The 20909-nt window shown below is 68.3% G+C and carries 14 protein-coding genes; 3 read left to right on the forward strand and 11 right to left on the reverse strand.

Features of this window, described 5'->3' with window-relative positions; all coding sequences use genetic code 11:
• Window positions 1-91: 91 nt before the first annotated feature.
• Window positions 92-1450 (reverse strand): D-alanyl-D-alanine carboxypeptidase/D-alanyl-D-alanine endopeptidase, encoded by a 1359-nt coding sequence (dacB, locus tag QPC17_RS07350; RefSeq protein WP_285321355.1) that lies wholly within the window; start codon window positions 1448-1450, stop codon window positions 92-94.
• A gap of 126 nt (window positions 1451-1576) precedes the next feature.
• Between dacB and QPC17_RS07355 the strand changes: the two genes are divergently transcribed.
• Entirely contained in the window at window positions 1577-2104 is a 528-nt protein-coding gene (locus QPC17_RS07355) for an inorganic diphosphatase (RefSeq protein ID WP_062613290.1), read from the forward strand.
• Between the two features lie 116 nt (window positions 2105-2220).
• Here the strand turns inward: QPC17_RS07355 and QPC17_RS07360 are convergent, their stop codons facing one another.
• Entirely contained in the window at window positions 2221-3813 is a 1593-nt protein-coding gene (locus tag QPC17_RS07360; RefSeq protein WP_143601976.1) for a C40 family peptidase, read from the reverse strand.
• 303 nt (window positions 3814-4116) lie between these two features.
• Here QPC17_RS07360 and metX point away from each other — a divergent pair, with 303 nt between their 5' ends.
• Together metX and QPC17_RS07370 are read left to right on the forward strand one after the other, a co-directional pair.
• Complete coding sequence (gene metX / locus QPC17_RS07365; protein ID WP_070444832.1) at window positions 4117-5376, forward strand: homoserine O-acetyltransferase MetX; 1260 nt, start codon at window positions 4117-4119, stop codon at window positions 5374-5376.
• A gap of 7 nt (window positions 5377-5383) precedes the next feature.
• Entirely contained in the window at window positions 5384-6421 is a 1038-nt protein-coding gene (locus tag QPC17_RS07370) for an alpha/beta hydrolase (protein ID WP_070447781.1), read from the forward strand.
• Between the two features lie 153 nt (window positions 6422-6574).
• On the opposite strand, the gene QPC17_RS07375 is transcribed toward QPC17_RS07370, so the two are convergent.
• From QPC17_RS07375 to ppdK, 9 genes are all read right to left on the reverse strand, one after another.
• Window positions 6575-8107, reverse strand: a complete 1533-nt coding sequence (locus tag QPC17_RS07375) for a hypothetical protein (RefSeq protein ID WP_062613283.1) — start codon at window positions 8105-8107, stop codon at window positions 6575-6577.
• A gap of 208 nt (window positions 8108-8315) precedes the next feature.
• Entirely contained in the window at window positions 8316-11249 is a 2934-nt protein-coding gene (locus tag QPC17_RS07380) for an FAD-binding and (Fe-S)-binding domain-containing protein (protein ID WP_285347171.1), read from the reverse strand.
• A gap of 30 nt (window positions 11250-11279) precedes the next feature.
• Window positions 11280-11639: a hypothetical protein gene (locus tag QPC17_RS07385; RefSeq protein WP_062613279.1), complete on the reverse strand. Its 360-nt coding sequence runs from the start codon at window positions 11637-11639 to the stop codon at window positions 11280-11282.
• Window positions 11636-12157: a nucleoside recognition domain-containing protein gene (locus QPC17_RS07390; protein ID WP_236698655.1), complete on the reverse strand. Its 522-nt coding sequence runs from the start codon at window positions 12155-12157 to the stop codon at window positions 11636-11638. The genes QPC17_RS07385 and QPC17_RS07390 overlap by 4 nt, the downstream gene beginning before the upstream one ends.
• Window positions 12087-13913 (reverse strand): ferrous iron transporter B, encoded by a 1827-nt coding sequence (gene feoB, locus QPC17_RS07395; protein WP_236698654.1) that lies wholly within the window; start codon window positions 13911-13913, stop codon window positions 12087-12089. Before feoB ends, QPC17_RS07390 begins: the two co-directional genes overlap by 71 nt.
• Window positions 13910-14134, reverse strand: a complete 225-nt coding sequence (locus QPC17_RS07400) for a FeoA family protein (RefSeq protein ID WP_068538616.1) — start codon at window positions 14132-14134, stop codon at window positions 13910-13912. The genes feoB and QPC17_RS07400 overlap by 4 nt, the downstream gene beginning before the upstream one ends.
• Window positions 14135-14652: 518 nt before the next feature.
• A complete protein-coding gene (locus QPC17_RS07405) occupies window positions 14653-16620 on the reverse strand; it encodes a hypothetical protein (RefSeq protein WP_285347172.1) in 1968 nt (655 codons plus the stop codon).
• Between the two features lie 2 nt (window positions 16621-16622).
• Window positions 16623-17660, reverse strand: coding sequence for a hypothetical protein (locus QPC17_RS07410; protein WP_285347173.1), 1038 nt, complete (start codon window positions 17658-17660; stop codon window positions 16623-16625).
• Between the two features lie 217 nt (window positions 17661-17877).
• Complete coding sequence (ppdK, locus tag QPC17_RS07415; RefSeq protein WP_285347174.1) at window positions 17878-20610, reverse strand: pyruvate, phosphate dikinase; 2733 nt, start codon at window positions 20608-20610, stop codon at window positions 17878-17880.
• Window positions 20611-20909: the final 299 nt, after the last annotated feature.

Here is a 20909-nt window from a genome sequence, read left to right on the forward strand (position 1 = left end):
AAGTCGCTCAAGGCGCAAACCCACGACGCCCGGGCACGGGCCCGCGACCAGCGCGGACGGCGTCGTGAAACACGGCCCGCCACGGGGCCCGCTACAACTTCGTGAGGTCCGCCACGAAAGAATCGATGAGCGCGCGCGAGCCGGGCGCGGTGCCTTCCTCGAGCTGGTCGAGCAGGATGGAGAAGATGAGCGGGTAGCCAGCCTCCGTGCGCAGGAAGCCGGACAGGGAGGTCGCCTGCACGAGCGTGCCCGTCTTGGCCCGGACCTGCCCTTCCGCGTCCGAGCCGGTGAAGCGGTCTTGAAGCGTGCCATCCAGGGCCGACACCGGCAGGCCCGCGGGCAGGGCGGCGAACGGGCACTCCTCGCAGCGCCACACGTCAAGCAAAATCGAGGTCAGCAGCTCGGCGGTCACCCTGTTTGACGCCGACAGCCCCGAGGCATCCGCCAGCACGACGCCATCCATCGGGTAACCCGCCGCCCGCAGCACCTCCGCGATCGCCTGCGAGGATCCGGCGAACGTGGCCGGCTTGCCCTTCGCGATCGCCACCAGGTGCCCCATGACCTCCGAGACCGAGTTGTCCGACTCGGTGAGCAGGAGGTCCACCAGGTCACGTACCGGCGCGGACTCGACGCGGGCCAACAGGGCGGCGCCGTCGGGCGCCTTCCCGCGGCTCGCCTCCCCGACCTCGACGCCCGCCGCCCGCAACTGTTCGGCGAACGCCTCGCCGGCCAGCAGGTCCGGGTTCGGGCGGTAGCCCATCCCCTGCACGCGCCCGCGGTCGACGGCGATCGGGCGCAGCTCCATGACGTAGCCCCGGTCGGCGCCCTCGATGTCGTCGTAATGAAGCGGGCCCTCGAACAGGCTCGAATCGACGACGAGCTCGAGCGGCCCGGACACGTCCGAGCGGCTAGTGAGCGCCTCGGCCACCTTCGCGGCGAGGTCCGCCAGGCCCGCCCGGCCACGGGTCACAGTGGGATCGCCCGCGCCGTCGGTGAGGAGCACGTCGCCCCCGCCGATCAGGTAGAGCGTGTTGCCGGACAGCGCGGCGACCGTGGGCAGGGTGGTCTCGGGGCCGAGCACGTCGAGCGCCGCCCGGGCCGTCACCAGCTTCATGTTTGACGCCGGCGTGGCCGCACGCGACGCATTGTAGGAGGCTATCACCTCGCCCGTGCGTGGATCCGTGACAATCACCGAGGTCTGGCCCGTATTCGACTCGGCGTTTGCCAAAGCCGAGATGAGGGAGGCCACGGCGTCGCCCGATGGCGCGCTCGCATCCGACTCCTCAACCTCCGGGGCCTCCGCCACCACCGCATCCAACGTCGGATACGGCAACGGGTGGGCCGGCTCCGGCTTCGTGGTGAGCGGGCCCGGGGCAAGGTCCCAGGCATCAGCGAAAACGTAGGTACAGGCCAAGATCACCGCGAGCGCCGCAACAACTCTCTTCCACACCTTGCCATCTTCCCACACCCAGGCGCAGCGCGTGGACACATGTGCGCACGAAAGCCGCAATGACACGCAAAAATGTTCAAACCGCGGGCTAGAATGGTGGTCAGTTCAACAGCGAAGGAGAGAGTAATGGACTTCGACGTCACCATCGAAATCCCGAAGGGGAACCGCAACAAGTACGAGGTGGACCACAAGACCGGCCGCATTCGGCTCGACCGGATGCTCTTCACCTCCACCCGCTACCCTGACGATTACGGCTTTATCGACGGCACGCTCGGCGAAGACGGCGATCCGCTCGACGCGCTCGTGCTCCTCGACGAGCCCACCTTCCCCGGCTGCGTGATCCGTTGCCGCGCACTCGGCATGTTCCGCATGAAGGACGAGGCGGGAGGCGACGACAAGGTGGTCTGCGTCCCCACGGGCGACCAGCGAGCATCCTGGCGCACCGAGCTCGAGGACATCTCCGAATTCCACCGCCTCGAGATCCAGCACTTCTTCGAGGTCTACAAGGACCTGGAGCCCGGCAAGTCGGTGGAGGGCGCCCACTGGGTGGGCCGCGAAGAAACCGAGGCGGAGATCCGCGCCTCCTTCCAGCGCGCGATCGACACCGGCTACTACGAGCACAACCCGAACATCCACCCCGACAACATGAAGTAGCAGGCGCCGGGGCTGAGCGAAGAAGCAAAGCCCGGAAAGCCGCAAAGCCTAGAAGAGGAGGCCGCCCCGGCTGGGGTGGCCTCCTCTTCTAGGCGTGTTCCTTGACGGGATGGTTCTTAGCGGACGCGCAGGTAAATCGGGTTACCCCACACCGCGCGCTCCTGGGTGCCCATCGACGGGTTCCAGGCGGCAATGTGCATGCCGTTGCCGGTGTAGATTCCCACGTGGCCGGGCCACCACATGACGTCACCGGGCTGGGCCTGGGAGGCCGGCACCTGGCGGTAGGCGCCCCAGAACTGGGTGACAGACTGGCCAGTGCGGCGCGGGGTGGTCACCCCGAAGCGCTGGTGGACATACCACACGAAGCCCACGCAGTCCCAACCCGAGGTGGGCGAGACGCCGCCCCACACATACGGGACACCGGCGAATTGGCGTGCGTAGTTGACCAGGGCCTGGCCCGAGCCCGACGTCGGCGCGTTCTGGGCGGCCTTGTTCGCGGCCTCCTTCTCGGCCTTGGCGGCGGCATCTCTAGCCGCCTTCTCAGCGGCAGCCTTGGCAGCCGCCTCCTTCTCCGCCTTCTCGCGTGCCGCCTTGTCAGCGGCCTCCTTCGCGGCCCTCTCCGCCGCGGCCTTTTCGGCAGCAGCCTTAGCGGCCGCCTCCTTCTCCGCGGCGATCCTCTGGGCCTGCTCGGCGGCGGCCTTCTGGGCGGCGATGCGATCAGCCTGCGCACGCTGGGCGGCAGCGAAGTCAGCGGCCTCCTTGGCAGCCTTCTCCGTGTTGGCCTTGCCCGCACCCGAGGAGTTCTTCGCTTCTTCGGCGAGGCGCTGGGCCTCCTTCTCGGCGGCGTTCGCGGCGGCGTCGGCAGCAGCAGCATTGGTGGCCAACTGGTCGACAGCGGCCTGAGCGTCCGACGTGGCGCGCTCCTGGCGGACCTGCTCGGCCTGGGCGCGCACGAGGTTCGCGGCGGCTTCCGCCTTGCCCTGACGCTCCTGTTCGAGCTGGGCGAGGCGTGCGCGCTCCAGCTCCTCCGTGGTACCACGACGTGCGGCTAGCTCCGAGGCCAGGCCATCGCGCTGGGCCTGGGCCGAGGCGAGGATCTGCTTCTGGGATTCGGCGGCGGCCTTCGCGGCGTCGGCCTTGGCGGTCACTTCGTCCGCGGCCTTGGTCTGGGCCTCCGCGGCGGCGTCGGCCTCTTCCTGGAGCACACGCGCCACTTCCTCGAGCGCCTGGAAGCGCTGCACCCTGGAGTCAACCGAGTTCGCCACCGCGCCGAAGACCTGCGAGCGCTTATTCGCGTCCTCCATCGAGTCCGCACCGAAGAGGTAGTAGGACTGCGTGACCTCGCCCGCTTGATTCTTGTACATCGCCTGCGAGACAGAACCGAGTTCACGACGCGCGACCTGCAGGTCATCGTTCGCAGCGTTTGCCTTCTCCTGAGCGGCGATCGCTTCGGAGATCGCGTCTGACAGATCCGACTGCGCGATGATCGAGGCAGCCTCCGCCTCGGCGGCAGCGGCCGTGGCGGCGTCCGACTCCTGTGCCAGGCGCGTCAACTCCAGTTCGAGATCGGCCAGCGAGCGAGCGGTCTGCTCTTGCGCAGCGTACGAATCCTCGATGTCGTTTCCCGAGATGGGAGTTGCCTGTGCGGGTAGCGCGAAGGACCATGCCAACCCGAAGGCTGAGAGCATTACCAGTGACTTACGTGCCACCAGCCACCTCCATATGTGTGATGCGTGCGGGCGTGTCGGCTTGACAACGCGTTTTCACCCACCACCGTATACCCATTCGTTACAAAATGAAACACGAGAATCACAATTCACTTTATTTACTTCATTCTCACCATTAACAACTGTCACACGCCCGCGATCTTGCCGCTGTCTCATGCCGCGTCATCCCGTTGCGCCCCTTTCGGGCGCGCCCTATGGTGGAGGCATGAAGCGAATGTAGAGCGGGCACCGGCCCCTTCCTGGCGGGTGCCCTTGACATGCCCGTGATCTACGATGAGGACCTCCATGACACCCGACGCTTCTTACCCGCCTTTCCTTGTGGGCTACCCGCCGCTCACGCCCGTCACCGACGCCGCCCCCGTGGCGGACTTCGACACCGGCTACCACCCGCCCCTCTCCCGTAAGCCCCTGCCGGCCACCGGCGCCTGGCGCGACGGCGACGAGCCCGGCGAGCGCCAGTTCGCAGACCTCGGCCCACTTCCCCTCGAGCTTGGCGGCACAATCCACGTCACGCTCGCCTTCGAGACCTGGGGCACGCTCAGCCCGGACGGCTCGAACGCGATCCTGCTGTGCCACGCCCTCACGGGCGACTCTCACGCCACCTCGAAGGACGGCACGGACGGCTGGTGGAACGAGATCGTCGGCCCGGGCAAAGCCATCGACACCGACCGCTGGTTCGTGGTCTGCCCCAACGTACTGGGTGGTTGCCAGGGCTCGACCGGCCCGGCCTCCATCGCCCCCGACGGCAAGCCGTGGGGCTCGCGCTTCCCCGAGATCACGATCAGGGATATGTGTGCGGCGGAAAACCTCTTGGCCGACCGGCTCGGCGTGAGCCGCTGGGCGCTCGTCGCCGGCGCGTCCTTCGGCGGCAACCGGGTGATGGAGTGGGCGGCGTCGTACCCGCGCATGTGCGGGGCGATCGCCGTGCTAGTGGCGGGCCCGGCCACCACTGCCGAGCAGATCGCCTACCAAAAAACCCAAAATCAGGCCATCGCCCTCGACCCCGCCTTCAACGGCGGCGACTACTATCACCTTCCCGACGGCGCCGGCCCCCACCGCGGCCTGGGCCTCGCCCGCGAGCTCGCACATATTACCTACCGCAGCCCGCTCGAACTCCACCAGCGCTTCGGCCGCACGCCCCAAGAGGGCGAAGATCCACTCGCCGGCGGCCGCTACGCCGTCTCCTCGTATCTGGATCACCACGCCTACAAGCTCGCCGCCCGCTTTGACGCAAACTCCTATCTCACAATCTCCCAGTCGATGATCACCCACGACATCGGGCGAGGCCGCGGCGGCACCCCCGCCGTCGTCGCAAACCTGACCATGCCCGCACTCGTGGTGGCAGTCGACTCAGACCGGCTGTTCTACCCCGCTGACATGGCCGCGCTCGCCGCCGCCCTCCCCGGCGCGCGCCCGCTGCGAACCGTGCACTCCGCCTACGGCCACGACGGCTTCCTCATCGAAAACAACCAGGTCACGGCCATCCTGCGCGACTTCCTCGACGACCCCGCACTCTTCCCCGCCCGCGCGCGCCGGGTGCAATAATGGTGGCATGTCGTGGACACCTGATTTCCTCGGGGACGGCTTCTACCAGCGCGTCCTCCCCCTGCACGACGACGAGTTCGGGCCCAACCGCGCCACACTCGTGACCTACCGGCCTGGGGACAGCGCACCCACGTTCGCGGTGCTGGCAATCCACGGCTGGAACGACTACTTCTACCAGTACGAGTTCGCACTCGAAGTGGAGCGCATGGGCGGGCGCTTCTACGCCATTGACCTGCGCAAATACGGCCGCTCGCACCTCGACGACCAAATGTGGGGCTACATCGAGGACCTATCCACGTACGACGAGGAGATCCACGAAGCGCTCGACGTCATCTACTCCGAACTCGGCGACACCGTCCCGCTCTTCCTCTATGGCCACTCCACCGGCGGCCTCACCGCCACACTCTGGGCCGACCGCCACCCCGATGCCCTCGCCGGCGTCATCCTCAACTCCCCCTGGCTCGAATTCCAAGGCCAGACCGCGCTGCGCCTCGCCAGCCAGCCCATCCTCGACACAATCCATCGCCTCTCGCGCACCACCGTCATCCCCATGCCCGGCAACGACTTCTACCACCGGCTCTTGACCGGCTACATGACCGACGAGGAACGCGCCGCAGCCAGCGCCGATCCCTGCGATGACCCGTTCGTCACCGACGGCGGCTGGCACCCCGACCCGCGCTACCGGCAAGTGCCCTCCTTCCCCATCCGAGCCGGCTGGCTACGCGCGATCGCCAACGGGCACGAGCGCGTGGCCCAAGGGCTCGACATCCAGTGCCCGATCCTGGTGCTCACCAGCGCGCAGACCTTCTACTCCGACACGTGGAATGACCAGATGCGCCACGCCGACACCGTCCTCAACGTCGACCAAATCTGGAAGCGCGTGCCCTGGCTCGGGCGGGTAACCACCCTGGTCAAGGTGCCGGACGCCATCCACGACGTACTACTCTCCCGGCGCTCCGCCCGCCAGTACGCCTACGGCCACATCGAGCGCTTCGTCCGCGGCGCTGTTCGACCAGACCCGGGGCCTGGCCGACACAACTCGTGAAAATACCGGCTACCGATCGCTATAGAAGCCCGCTCGCCCTCAGATTCACGACTTGTGACGACGGGAGCCGGAGCCGAGCAGGAACCAAGCCAGTAACACGGATTATCGGCGCCCAAATCGGCGCGGGTACCGGAGCGGGGCGGGGGTGCTGCGCTAGGCGATCTCGCCGAAGGAGCGGCCGTCCGGGACGAGCCACATGCGCCAGCCGTCCGCGCCGATCATGCCCGAAGCCGCCACCGCAGCCTGCGACGGATCCGCAAACACGCCCTTGCCCTCCACCTCGAGCAGGCCGGTCTCTGTCAGCCGCGCGGAAAGGCTGCGCCGGCGGCGGCGCCGCGAGCGCCACGTCACGTCAACAGCGCCCACCTCGGCCACGACCTGCTGCATCCGCGGCAGGGGCTCGGGCAGGTCCGTGGAGTCAATGTTGGGCTCACGCGTGTTAGCCGCGAGCTGGGTAGCAGACTCAGGCGCGGCCGCGCGATCGGAGCTGTCGGCGCGCTGGGGCCCAGGCGCGGGCGAGCCGGCAGGTGCAGGCTTAGCAGGAGCCAGCGACTTCCACGGGCGCATTGCCGCGCGGGTCACCGCCTCCTGCGAGGCCACCGACGAAGCCTGCTCCGAGTAAATGGTGGCACCGTGATCCTTCGGCGCGCTCATATCCCACAGGCGCTGTTCGGGGCGCTTGGCCTCGCTCATGAGTTGGTCGTACATGGTGGGGCCCACGTCCTGGCGGTTCTTTTCCAAGAGATCCCGGGCCTCCTCGCTCAGCGCCCGGCGGCTCTCCCGCGAGGTTCGGCGGGACTCCACCGTGGACATGACCTCCGACGCCGACCTCTTCGCCGGCCTCTCCTTCTCAAAGCGCCAGCCGCTGATGTCCCAGGCGTCGTCGTAGCGCTGGGCGCGGTCGACGATCTCCTCCGCCTCCGGCGACGGCTCCGCCGTGACTTCAGGCTCCGCGACGTCGGCCACCTCGGCAACCTCAACAGCCTCAGCCACATCTTCGGCGGGTTCTGCAACGTCCGCCGCCGGCTCTTCGGCCGCCGGCTCAGCAGCATTAACCACTTCGGCCGGCACGTCCTCGGCCGGCGCCCCCTCAACGACCTCTTCGGTAGCCGACTCCTCCGCAACGAGCTCCGGCTCAACCGCCTCTCCCGCCCACGGCAGCGCCGCGGTCAGCTCAGCCAGCTCGGCGATCTCTACCAGCAGTCCCTGCGCGCTCTGATAGGCCAGCACCCGATGGGCCTCCACCCCACCGCCGCGCAGGGCGAGGATAGGGCACAGGACATCGGTGTCGTAGGCCAGGGAGAAGATGTGCAGGCGCGGCCCGGGCGCCGTGCGCGGCGGAGCGGAGTCGACGAAGGCGCGGTAGTCGGCGTCGAAGGACTCGAGCCCGCCGGGGTACATCTGCCCGAGCGCGGCCCGGCTCATCTGGGCGTGCCGGCCGGCGCGCGTGAGCGCCGCGCTGAAGTCCTGGGCGGAGAGCGCCTCCACGACGTCAACGCTCACCACCTGCCCCGTCGTATCAAGCGCGAGGAAGGTCTGGTCCGCCCAGCCCACGCCGAACAGCGGTTGGCCGATAAAGTCAAAGATTTGGGAGCGTACGGCGTCAAGGATTTCGGGGCTCGCCTCACTGGGCACGGACTGCGCCGCCGCCACCAGGCGCCCCTGATGCAATGCGAAAACCACCACGCGTTCTCCTTCCCGCACCTCAGTTTATTCCAGCCTACCGGCCCCGGATGGGCGCCGCCTCATCCGTGAAGTGGACTTGCCGACAGCCACGCGGCCAACCCCGCCTTCCGTGCCCGCCCGCGCGCCCGTAGCCAACCGCCCAACGACGGCGCGCCCCGGCTTCCTGCCCGGCTCGTTCACGACGCCGCCCGGCCACCACAGCCGCACCCTACCGGCGCCCGCCCTTGCGCCGCACGGCCACCCCGTCGCGCAGGAGTTCGGCGAGGTGCACGCCCTGGTCGCCCGCCAGCTGGGCGGCCTGGGTGCGGCAGGAGAAACCGTCGGCGAGGTAGACGGCATCGTCGGGGGCGGCGGCGAGTTTGGGCAACAGGTCGTTGGCGGCAACCTTGACCGATACCTCGTAGTGCCCCTTCTCCATGCCAAAGTTGCCGGCGAGCCCGCAGCATCCTGAGACCGTGGTGAGGTCGGCGCCGGCGCGGCGCAGCAGCTCCGCGTCGGCAAGCCAGCCCATGACCGAGTAGTGGTGGCAGTGCGGTTGGGCCACCACCGTGAGGCCGCTGAGGTCCGGCGGCGTCCACACCTCCGGCCCGATCGGTGCGGGCGCGGTCAGCAGCTCGGCGAGCGTGTAGGTCATGTGGGAGACGAGGCCGGCGCGGGCGTCATCGAGTAGGTCGGGCATGTCCTCGCGCAGCACCGCCGTACACGACGGCTCCACGCCCACAATTGGGATCCCCGACGCCGCGAACGGCGCCAGCACATCCAACAGGTGCGTGAGTTCCTTCTTCGCGTGCCCCAGCTGCCCGGTGGTGATCCACGTCAGCCCGCAACACGTGTCCGACGGCGGGATGAGCACCGTGTACCCCGCCCGCTGCAACACGGCCACCATGGCCTGCGCGCCCGTGGTATCGAGCGTCTCGGAGAACGAGTCGGCCCACAGCATCACGTACTTTTTCCCCAGCTCGTGCGCGCCGACGACTCCGTCCCCGGCCCCCGCCCGCACCCGCGACTCCTCGCCGGCGCCAGCCCCGGCCAGCTCGCCGCCGACCCGCCGCATCTCGGCCTGCTCGGCCCGCGCGAGCTTGGAAAATCGCGTCGTAGCGAACCCGGGCATCTGCCGGCGCGAGTCCAGCCCAGCCACGGCGAAGGCCAGCTTGCGCAGCGGCGTGACCTTGAGCGCCGCGTTCGCGATTGCCGCCACCCCGGGCACGGCCGTGGCCCACCGGGCCAACAGCGGCAGGTTGCCCAGCACGTAGTGCGTGCGCGGACGGAGCTTGCCCTTGTACCCTCGATAGAGCGCCTCGGACTTGAACTTGGCCAGGTTCACGCCCGTGGGGCAGTCGGAGGAGCAGGCTTTACACGCCAGGCACAGGTCGAGCGACTCGCGCAGCGCCGCATCGGCGAACCCCTTAATCAGCTTCCCGCTCGTCGCCTCTTGCAACACGCGCGCCCGCCCGCGCGTGGCGTCCTTCTCCTCGCGCGTGGCCAGGTACGACGGGCACATGAAATACCCCGCGCCCGTGCGGTTCGCCCGGCAGTTGCCCACGCCGGTGCAGCGGTGGACGGCGCGGGTGAGGTCGGCGTCGTCCTCGCGGAAGTGGAAGCCGCCGGCGTACTCACTGGGCGAGGCGTGGGGGCGGCGCAGGTCAGAATCGAGGGGCCGCGGGCGCACGAGCACCCCCGGGTTGAGCACGTCTTCCGGGTCGAAGAGTGCCTTGACCGCGCCGAACAGCTCGATGACCTCCGGCGGGTACATGCGGGTCAGCAGCTCGGAGCGGGCGCGCCCGTCGCCGTGCTCACCTGACAGCGACCCGCCGTAGCGCACCGCCACGTCGGCGGCCTCCTCCATGAACGCGCGCATCACCGGCACCCCGCCCAGCTCCTCGATCGGGAAGTCAATGCGCACATGCACGCACCCATCCCCGAAGTGGCCGTACATGAGCCCGTCCAGGCCCTTGGCACCCATGAGGGCGCGCAGGTCGCGCAAGTAGGGGCCGAGCTTCTCCGGCGGCACCGCCGAGTCCTCCCAGCCCGGCCAGGCCGCGGCTCCCGACGGCGTCCGCCCGCCCAGCCCCGCACCGTCGGCGCGGATTCGCCACAGCTCGGTTGCCTCCGGCCCCGGCGGGCAGACGCGGGCGGCGTCGGTGCCGGCGTCGCGAAGGATGCCCGCCACGCGCTCCTCGACCACCGCGAGCTCCTCGCCCTCCTGCGCCCCGACCTCAATGAACAGCCAGCCGCCGCCCTCCGGCAGCTCGGGCACAGAGCCCTTCTTGCGCCGCACCACGTCCACCAGCTGCGCATCAATCCCCTCCACCGCGAGCGGCGAATGGGGAAGTAGCGCGGGCACGGCGTCGGCGGCCGCGGGCATGTCCGGGTAGCCGAGCACCACGAGCGTGGGCGTCTGCGCCAGCGGCACCAGGCGCACCACCGCCTCCGTCATCACGACGAGCGTGCCCTCCGAGCCGACCAGCATCTTCGCCAAGTCGCGCCCGGCTTCGGGCAGGAGGTGCTCGAGCGAATAACCCGAGACCTGGCGGGAAAACCGGCCAAAGCTTTTGCGAATGTCGGCCAGGTGGGCATCCACGAGGGCCTCCAGCCCCGGCACGTTGAGCTCCCCCGCACCGGCCGTGAAGCGCCGGCCCATGCCATCCAGGCACTCGAGGGAGACCACGTTATCGGCCGTTCGCCCCCAGGCCACCGCGTGCGGGCCACAGGCGTTGTTGCCGATCATGCCACCCAGCGTGGCACGATTTTGCGTGGAAGGATCCGGGCCGAAGCGCAGGCCGTACGGGGCGGCCGCCGCCTGCAAATCGCTCATCACCACGCCCGGCTGGACGCGGGCCGTGCGCGCTACCGGGTCGACCTCAATGGCATTCATGTAACGCGAAAAATCAAGGACCACGCCCTCACCCACCGCGTTACCCGCCACCGACGTGCCACCCCCGCGCGACGTCAGTGGCACCGAACGCTCCCGGCAGATGCGCAGAACGGCCGCGACGTCGTCGTCGTTCTTGGGGCACACCACCACCTGCGGCGGGACCCGATAATTCGACGCGTCCGTCGCGTACTCGGCGCGGGCGCGGGGCGAGGAATGGACGTCCCCCTCGATGGCGGCCTCAAGCGCGTGGGCAAGCGTAGGTTCCATGATGCCTCCTTCGAGGCCATTGTCCCCTTTTTAGCGCGCGAACGCGCACCCTGCACAACTAATGAGAGCCTCGTCAGTCTGCGCGCCGTTCGGCCCGCACGCCCCCTGTCCCGACGAGCACAACGACGACGCCGACCCGCCCAGCCCCGTCCGCTCCAGGTGGTCCACCAGCACCCGGACGAAGACCTCGCTGGTGCCGGTCTTCTTCGCAACGTTAGGGATCGTGCCGCCGGCCCGGATCTCGGCAAGGACCCGGTCGGCAACCGAGTAGGCGGGGCTGCCGGGACGCTGGCTGGCAGCGTTAGCCGGGCTAGCCGGGCGCAGGGACGCCGGACGCGCGGGTGCGCCCACGTTAGCCGCGGGCGCACTCAGGCGAGCGGGAGCGTTCACAGGAACAGCTTCCCGATCTGGAAGATACCCACCGCCAGCGCCCAGGCGATGACGAGCTGGGCGCCCACAGCGATCGTGGTGCGCTTGCCGCCGATCAGGCGGGCCTGCTCGGCCACCGTAGCCAGGCACGGGGTGTAGGCCAGGACGAAGACGAGGAACGCGATCGCGGCCAGGCCCTGGTAGCCCTCGCCGGCCGTCTGCGTGAACGTGGAGGCGAGGAGGTCGGGAAGTTCACCGAGGTCGTCGCCGTTGTCTTCGGCGTCGCCGGCGGCCTCCGGGTCCATGTTGTAGGAGGCCACGATCGAGGACACCACGGTTTCCTTCGCCACGAAGCCAGTCATGAGCGCGCCAGCCATGTGCCAGTCGCCGAAGCCGGCCGGCTCGAAGACGGGTTCGAGCACCTTGGCCACCTGCCCGTAGGCCGAATCCTCCATCGGCAGCTCCGGGTCAGCGAAGGACTTGCCCGCGCCTCCCGCGCCCATCGGGATCGCGCCCAGCAGCCACACCACCATGGTCATGGCCACGATGATCTTGCCCGCGCCCTTGACGAAGATCCACGAGCGCTGCACCGCCTGACGCAGCAGCACAAGCGCGCGGCACCTGGTAGGCGGGCAGGATCAGCATGAGCGGGGACTGGGCGTCATTCTTGGTATAGAAGAACTTCAGCACCCACGCGCCCAGCACCACCAGCACGATCGAGGCAAGGTAGAGGGCGAAGACCACGGTTCCTGCGTTGTTGGGGAAGAAGATCTTGGTCATCATGAGGTAGATCGTCAGCCGCGCCGCGCAGGAAGTGTACGGCGTGATGAGTACCGTGACTAGGCGCTGCGCCGGGGAGGGCAGCGTGCGGGCCGCGGCGAGGGAGGGCAGGTTGCAGCCGAAGCCCATGATGAGCGGGAGCACCACGCGCCCGTCCAGGCCGATGCGGCGCATGAGGCGGTCCGCCAGGAACGCGGCACGGGCCATGTAGCCCGAATCCTCCAAGATCGACAGCGCGGCGAAGATCGTGAACATGAGCGGCACGAACGACCCGACCACTCCCAGGCCCGTACACAGACCGCCCACCAGGAGCGAATCCACCCACGTTCCGCCCAGGCCGACGACGCCGAGCAGCCAGCTCACGCCGTTCGCCAGTGAGATCGCGCCCTCGTCCGTGCTGGAGAAGATCGCATCACACCAGTCCTGGATGGGACCCACCCACTCGCCGGCCAGCTTGAACAGCAGCCACATGACCGCGAAGAACACGATCGGGCCAGCCACCGGGTTGAGCAGCACCTTGTCCACGCGATCCGAGCGCGACGGCCCGTGGGTCTCAGGGCGCTCGGCGGACGTGTTGATCGCCGACTCCACACGGTCCACCCAGCCGAACAGGCGGGTGGCCCGCTCAAGCTCCGCATCCGTGGCGGAGGCAGGCTCAGTCGTGTGCGTGGGGCCAAGCTCAAGGCTGGTCGGGCGGTCGTGCCCGCAGCCGCAGGCGAGGCCCGTGGGGGCGACGTCGTCAAGCTCCAGGGACGAAGCCTTGTCGTGGCCGCAACCGCACGCAGCACCGCCGCCGCAGGAGGTCTGGGCGAGGAGGTCGCGCTCGTCGACGTCGGACAGCCGGCAGCTAGCCAGCGGGTTCGCGGCCGCGCGGGCGTTGTAGCCGGGGGCCGTGGGGTCGGCGTCGAGGCCGGACACGCGGCGCGGCTCGAGGATCGCCTGCTCGACGAAGCGGTCAAGCTGGGCGTACTGGCCGCGCTTGCGCGGGTCAAAGATCATGACCGGGATACCAAGCTCGCGCGAAACCACCGACGGGTCGATCTTGATGCCGTTATCGGCGGCGACGTCAGCCATGTGGATCACCGCCGCGACCGGGTAGCCCGTCTGCGCCAGCTGGGCCACGAGGTACAGGGAGCGGGTGAGCGCGCCGCCGTCGAGCACGGCGAGCACCAGGTTGACGTCCTGATCGAGCGGGCCGCGGTGGCCGTGATGGCCGTGGTCAGCCGGGGCGGCGGCGTCGCGACCGGGGCCCGCGAGCGTGTCAGCCACCACCTTCTCATCCGGGCTGTTGGGGATGAGCGAGTAGGCGCCGGGCAGGTCGAGCACGCGGGCGCCGAGGCTCCGCCACGTGCCGGCCTTGACCTCCACCGTGGTGCCGGGGGCGTTGATGACCGCCTGGCGGGCGCCCGTCACGCCGTTGAAGAGCGTGGACTTGCCGACATTCGGGTTGCCGACCAGTGCGATCGTCACGCCCGCGTAACGCTTGTTTTCCTTGACCTTTTCCTGGACCGTCATGCCACCAGCTCCGCTTCGATGTTCTTCGCGGACCGGTGGTCGATCGCCACGCGCGAGCCGGCAATATTAAGGACCAAGCCGCCAAAACCGGCATGCTGGATCACCGTGGCTTCGGCGCCAATCCGCACACCGATCTCCTGCATGCGCAGCAGGCTATGCTCGGGGAGCTTCAGGTTAGTGAGTCGAAGCGTAACGCGTGTGGGGCATTCGCTGAGCTTCATTCTTCCTCCAGGAAATATGGAATTGTCACGAGTAAGGCAATCCTTGCCTTGCTCATATAAGAAAGCCCAAAGTCCCGTTATTTACACCTTGGAATGACTCCAGTTTGGGGTGCGGCGGTGGCGGCCGGTGGTCTGTCGCCGGCCCGCCGGTGGGCTGCCGCCGGCCCGCCGGTGGGCTGCCGCCGGCCCCTCTCAGCAGATGCGGCACTAAACTGACAAACGCGGTACTAAATAACGGGAAAGTAGTGCCGCATCTTGCCAGGTAGTGCAGCATCTGCAACGACCACCAGCCGGAGGGCAGCTGCCGGGCGGGCAGGCCGCGCGCGTGGTGGCGAGCTCGTGTCCGGGGGCTGTGGGCGCTGCGGGCTCTGCGGGCGCTGGTGACGCAGGTGACGCGAAACGCACGCACGGGCAGGCGCGGGTGCGGGCGCACGGGCAGGCGTGCGGTGACGCGGCAGGCAAGCGCGGGCATGAGTGTGGGCCCGGACGGATGTCCGGGCCCACACTGCTAGCTGGCGTTAGGTGAGGTCGTACTCGCGGAACTCGCCCGAGGCGGAGCCACCCGGTGCCGGCACACCCGGCCCGGCCTGCGCGCCAGGACCTGCCGGAACTCCCGGCGCGATGCCCGGCTGAGCTCCCGCAAACGTGCTGGCCTCGGCCGAGTGGGCCGCGGAGAACTGAGGAGCCTCCGGCTGAACGCCGAGCTCGGCGCCCTGACCCGGCGCGCCCGGGCCCACCGGAGCCCCCGGCTGCACGCTGTATGGCTGCGCGCCATACGCGCCCGCCGGCCCAGCCACACCGGCGGCACCGGCAGCTCCCGGGTACGGCGCCGGCTTCGGCCCCTTGGAGAACAGCTTGGCGATCTTCTTGCGGAAGATGATGGCCAGCGCGATGAGCGCGATCACCACCACGGCAGCGATGATCATGCCTATCAGCTTGCCCATCGTCGGACCCGACGCATACCCCTCGAACCAGAGCGAGCTGGCGTCGGAGACGGAGTAGGTGTACGTGTCACCATCGCGGGTCCACAGGTAGTCGCTAACATTCGCCCACTTCTGCATGGTGCCGAGTTCAACGCTGCCCGTCACCTGGGAGATCTGGGCGCCGCCCACGAAGTCGTACGGGTCGAGTTCGAGCTGGACCTCGTAGTCGCCGTCGGTGACCTCCTTCTCGACGCCTTCGAGGGTGCGGACGCGGACGGACCAGGCGTACGCGGATTCGTCCTTTGGCGTGAAGGAGAAGGAGTAGGTGCGCTTGCCGTCGGTGTCGGAGGTCTTCATAGAACCGCCGTTCTCGGCGAGCGCGGCCTCCACCTGGTCGAGGAAGTCGGCGTATTCGGTGGAATCGAGCACGACGTCGACGTCGAGCGTCCATTCCCTCGACATCGACACGTTCACCGCGAAGTCGAGCGAGTCGAAGACGATGTCCTTGTCGAAGGCGAACTCGAAGCTGGTGCCGTACGCGTAGTCGGTGTTGTCGCCACCCCCGGAGGTGTAGCCCTCGGGTGCGATCATGTGTACTTCTAGCCCGCAGTAGCTGCTGCACAGCTCCACCGGGTCGGCGGTGCCGCGGTAGGTGCGCTGGAGCTTGGCTTCCCCGTTTTCGCCGCCAGTGCCGACTTCGAACGACGTCGCCCCCTCGCCGAACACGTCGTCGAGCTTCAACACGAGGTCCTCGGCGGAGATCGCGTCGAAGCTGAGCGAGCGCTGGTAGTTGTTGGTCGAGGTGTCGGTGTCGGAGTCGATCGTCATGCCGGAGAACTTGCCGAGGAACTCGTCGTCGATCTTCTTGATCGGCTCGGTCGGCTTCGAGTAGCGTTCGAGCACGACGACGGCCCCGAACGAGCCGTCGTCGTTGTCAGCGATTGTCAGGTAGACGTTGTCGAAGCCCTGGTCCTGGGTTTGATCGATGAAGATGGAGCCGCCGTAGTCCGACGTGTAGGTCTCCCCTCCGTAGGTGACGGTGCTGGGGTCTTCGCCGTCGATGACGCTGCTGCGGTCGTCTTCGGCGATGACACCTTCGACGACGAGCGCGTCCGGCACCCAGGCCAGCAGGTCGGAGGAGGAGAAGCTTTCTTCGAACTCGAAGCCCTTCTTGAACGAGCCGTCGGCGGAGAAGAACGTGATCTCGGGATCCCCGTCAAGGCCGCCGGCCTCGAGGATCGCGGTGACCTTCGACTTGTAGTCGTCCATGTCGGTGAAGGACAGGGTGAAGTTGCCCGTCACCTCCGCCTCGCCCATCGTCAGCCCGGAGAACTCGAGGCCTTCGGGCAGGTGCTTGACGATCGCGGCGTCGGCGGCTTCGAAGCCGCCGGTGATGCGGTCCCGGGTGTCGGCGTCGTTGGCCACGGTGAAGGAGATCGTGCGCGTGCCGGCGCCGCCCTCCTCCAGGGCCACGGTGGTGTTCAGGCGCGCGCCGCACGCCGTGAGCAACATGAGCAGGGCCACCGCGAGGGCGACCACGCTGAAACGTGACTTGGTCTTCATGGCTACGACACCAACTGACCGAGGATGAGGAAGATCAGCATGACGACCACGGCGGCAAGCCCGCAGAAGAGGACGTACGGGACTAGCATCGACTTCTCCGCCCGCGCGATCCGGTTGAGCCCCACGTAGTTCGCGATAAACGCCATGTTGCCCGCCAGGCCCACGCCAATGGAGAGCACGAGGAAGCCCAGGAAGAACGTGACCGTGGTGGGGATGATGACCAGGAAAGCGCCGATCACCATCATGAAGATCGCCGGGGTGGCCGACACCGACCACAGGGTGGCCACCTGCCCAAACGGCACGGTGACGCCTCGCATCTTCAGTGTGAAGTACAGGGCGCACGTGAAGGCGAACACCAACGCCGCCAAGACGACCGCGCCGAACAGCCAGAGCTTCAACCCGGTGCCGAGCAGGTCGCCCACGCTGGGGCCGGAGTAGCCGAAGCCGTAGCGGCTGTAGGTGTTGACAAAGTTGACGATCCCCTTCAACGCTGCCACGCCGACGCCCGCGGGGATGAGCGCGCCGACGAACACGAAGATGCCCATGGCCACGTGCCAGTAGTAGCGGTGGGACTCGCCCAGCTTAATCGCCTCGAGCAGGCGGCCGCCCAGGATCAGCTTGATCACGGACCACATGGCACCAAAAACCCCGCCGATGGAGTCCGCGGGGTTCGCGGGGGCCGACGACGCCGGGGCGCCGGCCGCGTAGACTGCGTTCGGGTCGTAGCCCTGGCCGGGCACGTAGGGCACGTAGGCAGGGGCCGCGTTCGGATCGTAGGCCTGTGGGGCGTTCTCGGCGGCCGGCGACGCCGGGGCGCCGGGCGCCTGCCCATAGGTGTTGGCCGGGGCCGCGGCGTAGGAGTCGGTGGGCGTGTAGTCAGCCGGAGCGGCCTGCTCGAGCGGCTCCGTGGGGTTTTGGGGCAGCGGCTCCGTGGGGGCCGACTGCGCGGCGCCCGCCGCCTCGGGGCCGTCAGCCCTTTGAAGCGGCGCGGTCTCGGTACCATCTGCCGATTCAGGCGTGGGTGTGAGTTCGTTGTCCACGATGTCCCTTTCGTGTGTGCGTGTGAGGGGCACGTCTGTGCGACATGACCCCATCATTATAACATACGTCACTTTTGGGGCATCGATTTCCCGACGACGCCGCCGGGCCCGCGCCCACCGACGCCGCCCGGCCCGCCAGCGGAAAGAAGGAGGGGCTCGGCCATCCCTGGCCGAGCCCCTCCCGATTCGCCCGCGTACTCGCAGGCCCTTCAGCGATTTACAGGTCGTTGAAGTGGCGCACGTACGTGGTCTCGTTCTCGATGGCCGCACGGCCCGATTCGAGGCGGGCCACCGGCACGCGGAACGGCGAGCAGGACACGTAGTTCAGTCCGACCTTCTCGAAGAAGTGGATCGAGCTCGGGTCACCGCCGTGCTCGCCACACACGCCCATCTTCATGTTGGGCTTGGAGTGGCGGCCGCGCTGCACGCCCATGTCCACGAGGGCGCCCACGCCACCGAGGTCCACGGACTCGAACGGGGACACGCCAAACACGCCGTAGTCGAAGTATTCGTTGAAGAACGTGCCTTCGACGTCGTCGCGCGAGAAGCCCCACGTGGTCTGGGTGAGGTCGTTCGTGCCGAAGGAGAAGAAGTCGGACTCGGTGGCGATCGTGTCAGCCGACACGGCCGCGCGCGGCAGCTCGATCATGTTGCCGATCGGCAGGTCGAGCTCCACGCCCGTCTCCTTCGAGACTTCGGCGATGACTTCGAGGGCCATGTCGCGCACGATCTGCAGTTCGCGCACGCCGCCGATGAGCGGGACCATGATCTCCGGCTTCGGGTCCTTTCCTTCCTTCATCAGGTGGGCGGCGGCTTCGGCGATCGCGCGCACCTGCAGGCGGATGAGGCCCGGGATCTTCAGCCCGAGGCGCACGCCGCGCAGGCCCAGCATGGGGTTCTGCTCGTGGTGCGACTTCACGGCCGCGAGCAACTCGCGCTCGTCGTCGGTGATCTCCTCGCCCTTGGCTTCCTTGACCGCGAGCTTAACCGACAGGTCGGTCAGGTCGGGCAGGAACTCGTGCAGCGGTGGGTCGATGAGGCGCACGGTGACCGGCAGGCCGTCCATCGCGTCGAAGATGCCGATGAAGTCCTCGCGCTGGTATGGCAGCAGCTCGGCCAGCGCTTCGGCCTGGGTCGCCTCGTCGTGGGCGAGGATCATCTTCTCGATGAGCTTGCGGCGGGACCCAAGGAACATGTGCTCGGTACGGCACAGGCCGATGCCCTGGGCGCCGAACGCGCGGGCACGGGCGGCATCCTCCGGCGAGTCGGCGTTGGCGCGCACGAGCATGCGGCGCTTCTCGTCCGCGTGGCTCATGATGCGGTCCACGGCGCCCACCAGGTCGCGGTCGTCATCGGTGTGTGCGGCGGCGAGGCCGGCCTCGAGCCCTTCGGCCAGGTAGGTGGTGACCGGGGAGTCGGTCACGGGCACGTCGCCTTCGAAGATTTCGCCGGTGGTGCCGTCGATCGCGATGATGTCGCCCACCTTGAATTCCTTGCCGGTGGACTTGACCTTCATGGTGCCGGCCACGTCGTCGACCACCAGGTCATCGGCGCCGACCACACAGCAGCGGCCCATGCCGCGCGCCACCACGGCCGCGTGCGAGGTCTTGCCGCCGCGGGCGGTGAGGATGCCCTCGGAGACCACCATGCCCTGGAGGTCTTCGGGGTTCGTCTCACGACGCACGAGCACCACCTTCGCGCCCGCCTGCGTGCGTGCTACCGCGGTGGCGTTGTCCATGACGATTTCGCCCACGGCCGCGCCCGGGGAGGCCGGCATGCCGCGGGTGATGGTGACCTTCTTCGCGTCCTTGTCGAACTGCGGGAAGAGCAGGGAGGTGAGCTGGTCGCCCGTCACGCGGGTGACCGCCTCGTCGCGAGTGATGAGACGCTCGTCGACCAGCTGGTCCGCCACGCGGAACGCCGCGGCCGGGGTGCGCTTACCCACGCGGGTCTGCAGCATCCACAGCTTGCCGCGCTCCACCGTGAACTCGATGTCGCACAGGTCGCGGTAGTGGATCTCGAGGCGGTCCATGATGGCCAGCAGCTCGTCATACGACTTTTTGTCCAGCTCACCGAGCGCCGACAGCGGCAGCGTGTTGCGGATGCCCGCCACCACGTCCTCGCCCTGCGCGTTCTCGAGGTAGTCGCCGTACACGCCCGAGTGGCCCGTGGAAGGATCGCGCGTGAAGCACACGCCCGTGCCGGAGCCCGCGCCCATGTTGCCAAACACCATGGTCTGGACGTTGACGGCGGTGCCGATGTCGTTCGGGATGTGCTCGCGGCGGCGGTAGATGCGGGCGCGCTCCGTGTTCCACGAGTTGAACACGGCCTTGATCGCCAGATCGAGCTGCTCGCGCGGGTTCTGCGGGAAGTCGTGGCCCGTGGCCTCCTTGACAATCGCCTTGAACTCCATCACCAGGCGCTGCAGGTCCTCCGTGGTCATGTCCGGATCGCCGGCGTAGCCCTTCTCATCCTGGAGGGCATGCAGGGCGTCCGCGAACGGCTCACCCTCAATGTGCAGCACGGTCTTGCCGAACATCTGCACCAGGCGGCGGTACGAATCCCACGCGAAACGCTCATCCCCGGACTGCTCCGCAAGGCCGAGCACCGACTCGTCGTTCAGACCAATGTTGAGCACGGTCTCCATCATGCCCGGCATGGAGAACTTCGCACCCGAGCGCACCGACATGAGCAGCGGATCAGCCGGATCACCCAGGTGCTTGCCCATCTTCGCCTCGACCTCACGGATCGCGCCCGTGACCTGCACGTCCAGCTCCTCCGGCGCCGCACCCTCGTTCAGGTACACGCGGCAGGCCTCCGTGGTAATCGTGAAGCCGGGAGGCACCGGGAGACCAAGGTTGGTCATCTCAGCCAGGTTCGCGCCCTTACCGCCGAGGAGGTCCTTCTGGTCCTTATCACCCTCGGTGAAGTCGTATACGTACTTTGTCATCTGCCCTCCGTTGGGAATCATGGGTTGTCGTATGTTGTAGGGGCGCGCCACCCGTTTCGGGCGGTTCGGCCCGCCTATTTCGAGCGGTGTGGCCCGCCTAGTATGGGCGGCCTTAGCCGCCACGCACCGCCCTCAAATGTATCACCGGCCGGGCGCCATATGCGACTTTCGACCCGGTTCCCGCAACGGCAAGCCCCCGGGTGGCGGGCCCGCCTCACGCGCGCTTGGGCCCGGGTGCCTAGGCCGGCGTCACGACGCCGGGGCACGGCTTGCGTCCGGAGACTACGCGTCCCAGAATC

Source organism: Trueperella bernardiae (assembly GCF_030246965.1).
Lineage (GTDB): Bacteria > Actinomycetota > Actinomycetes > Actinomycetales > Actinomycetaceae > Trueperella > Trueperella bernardiae.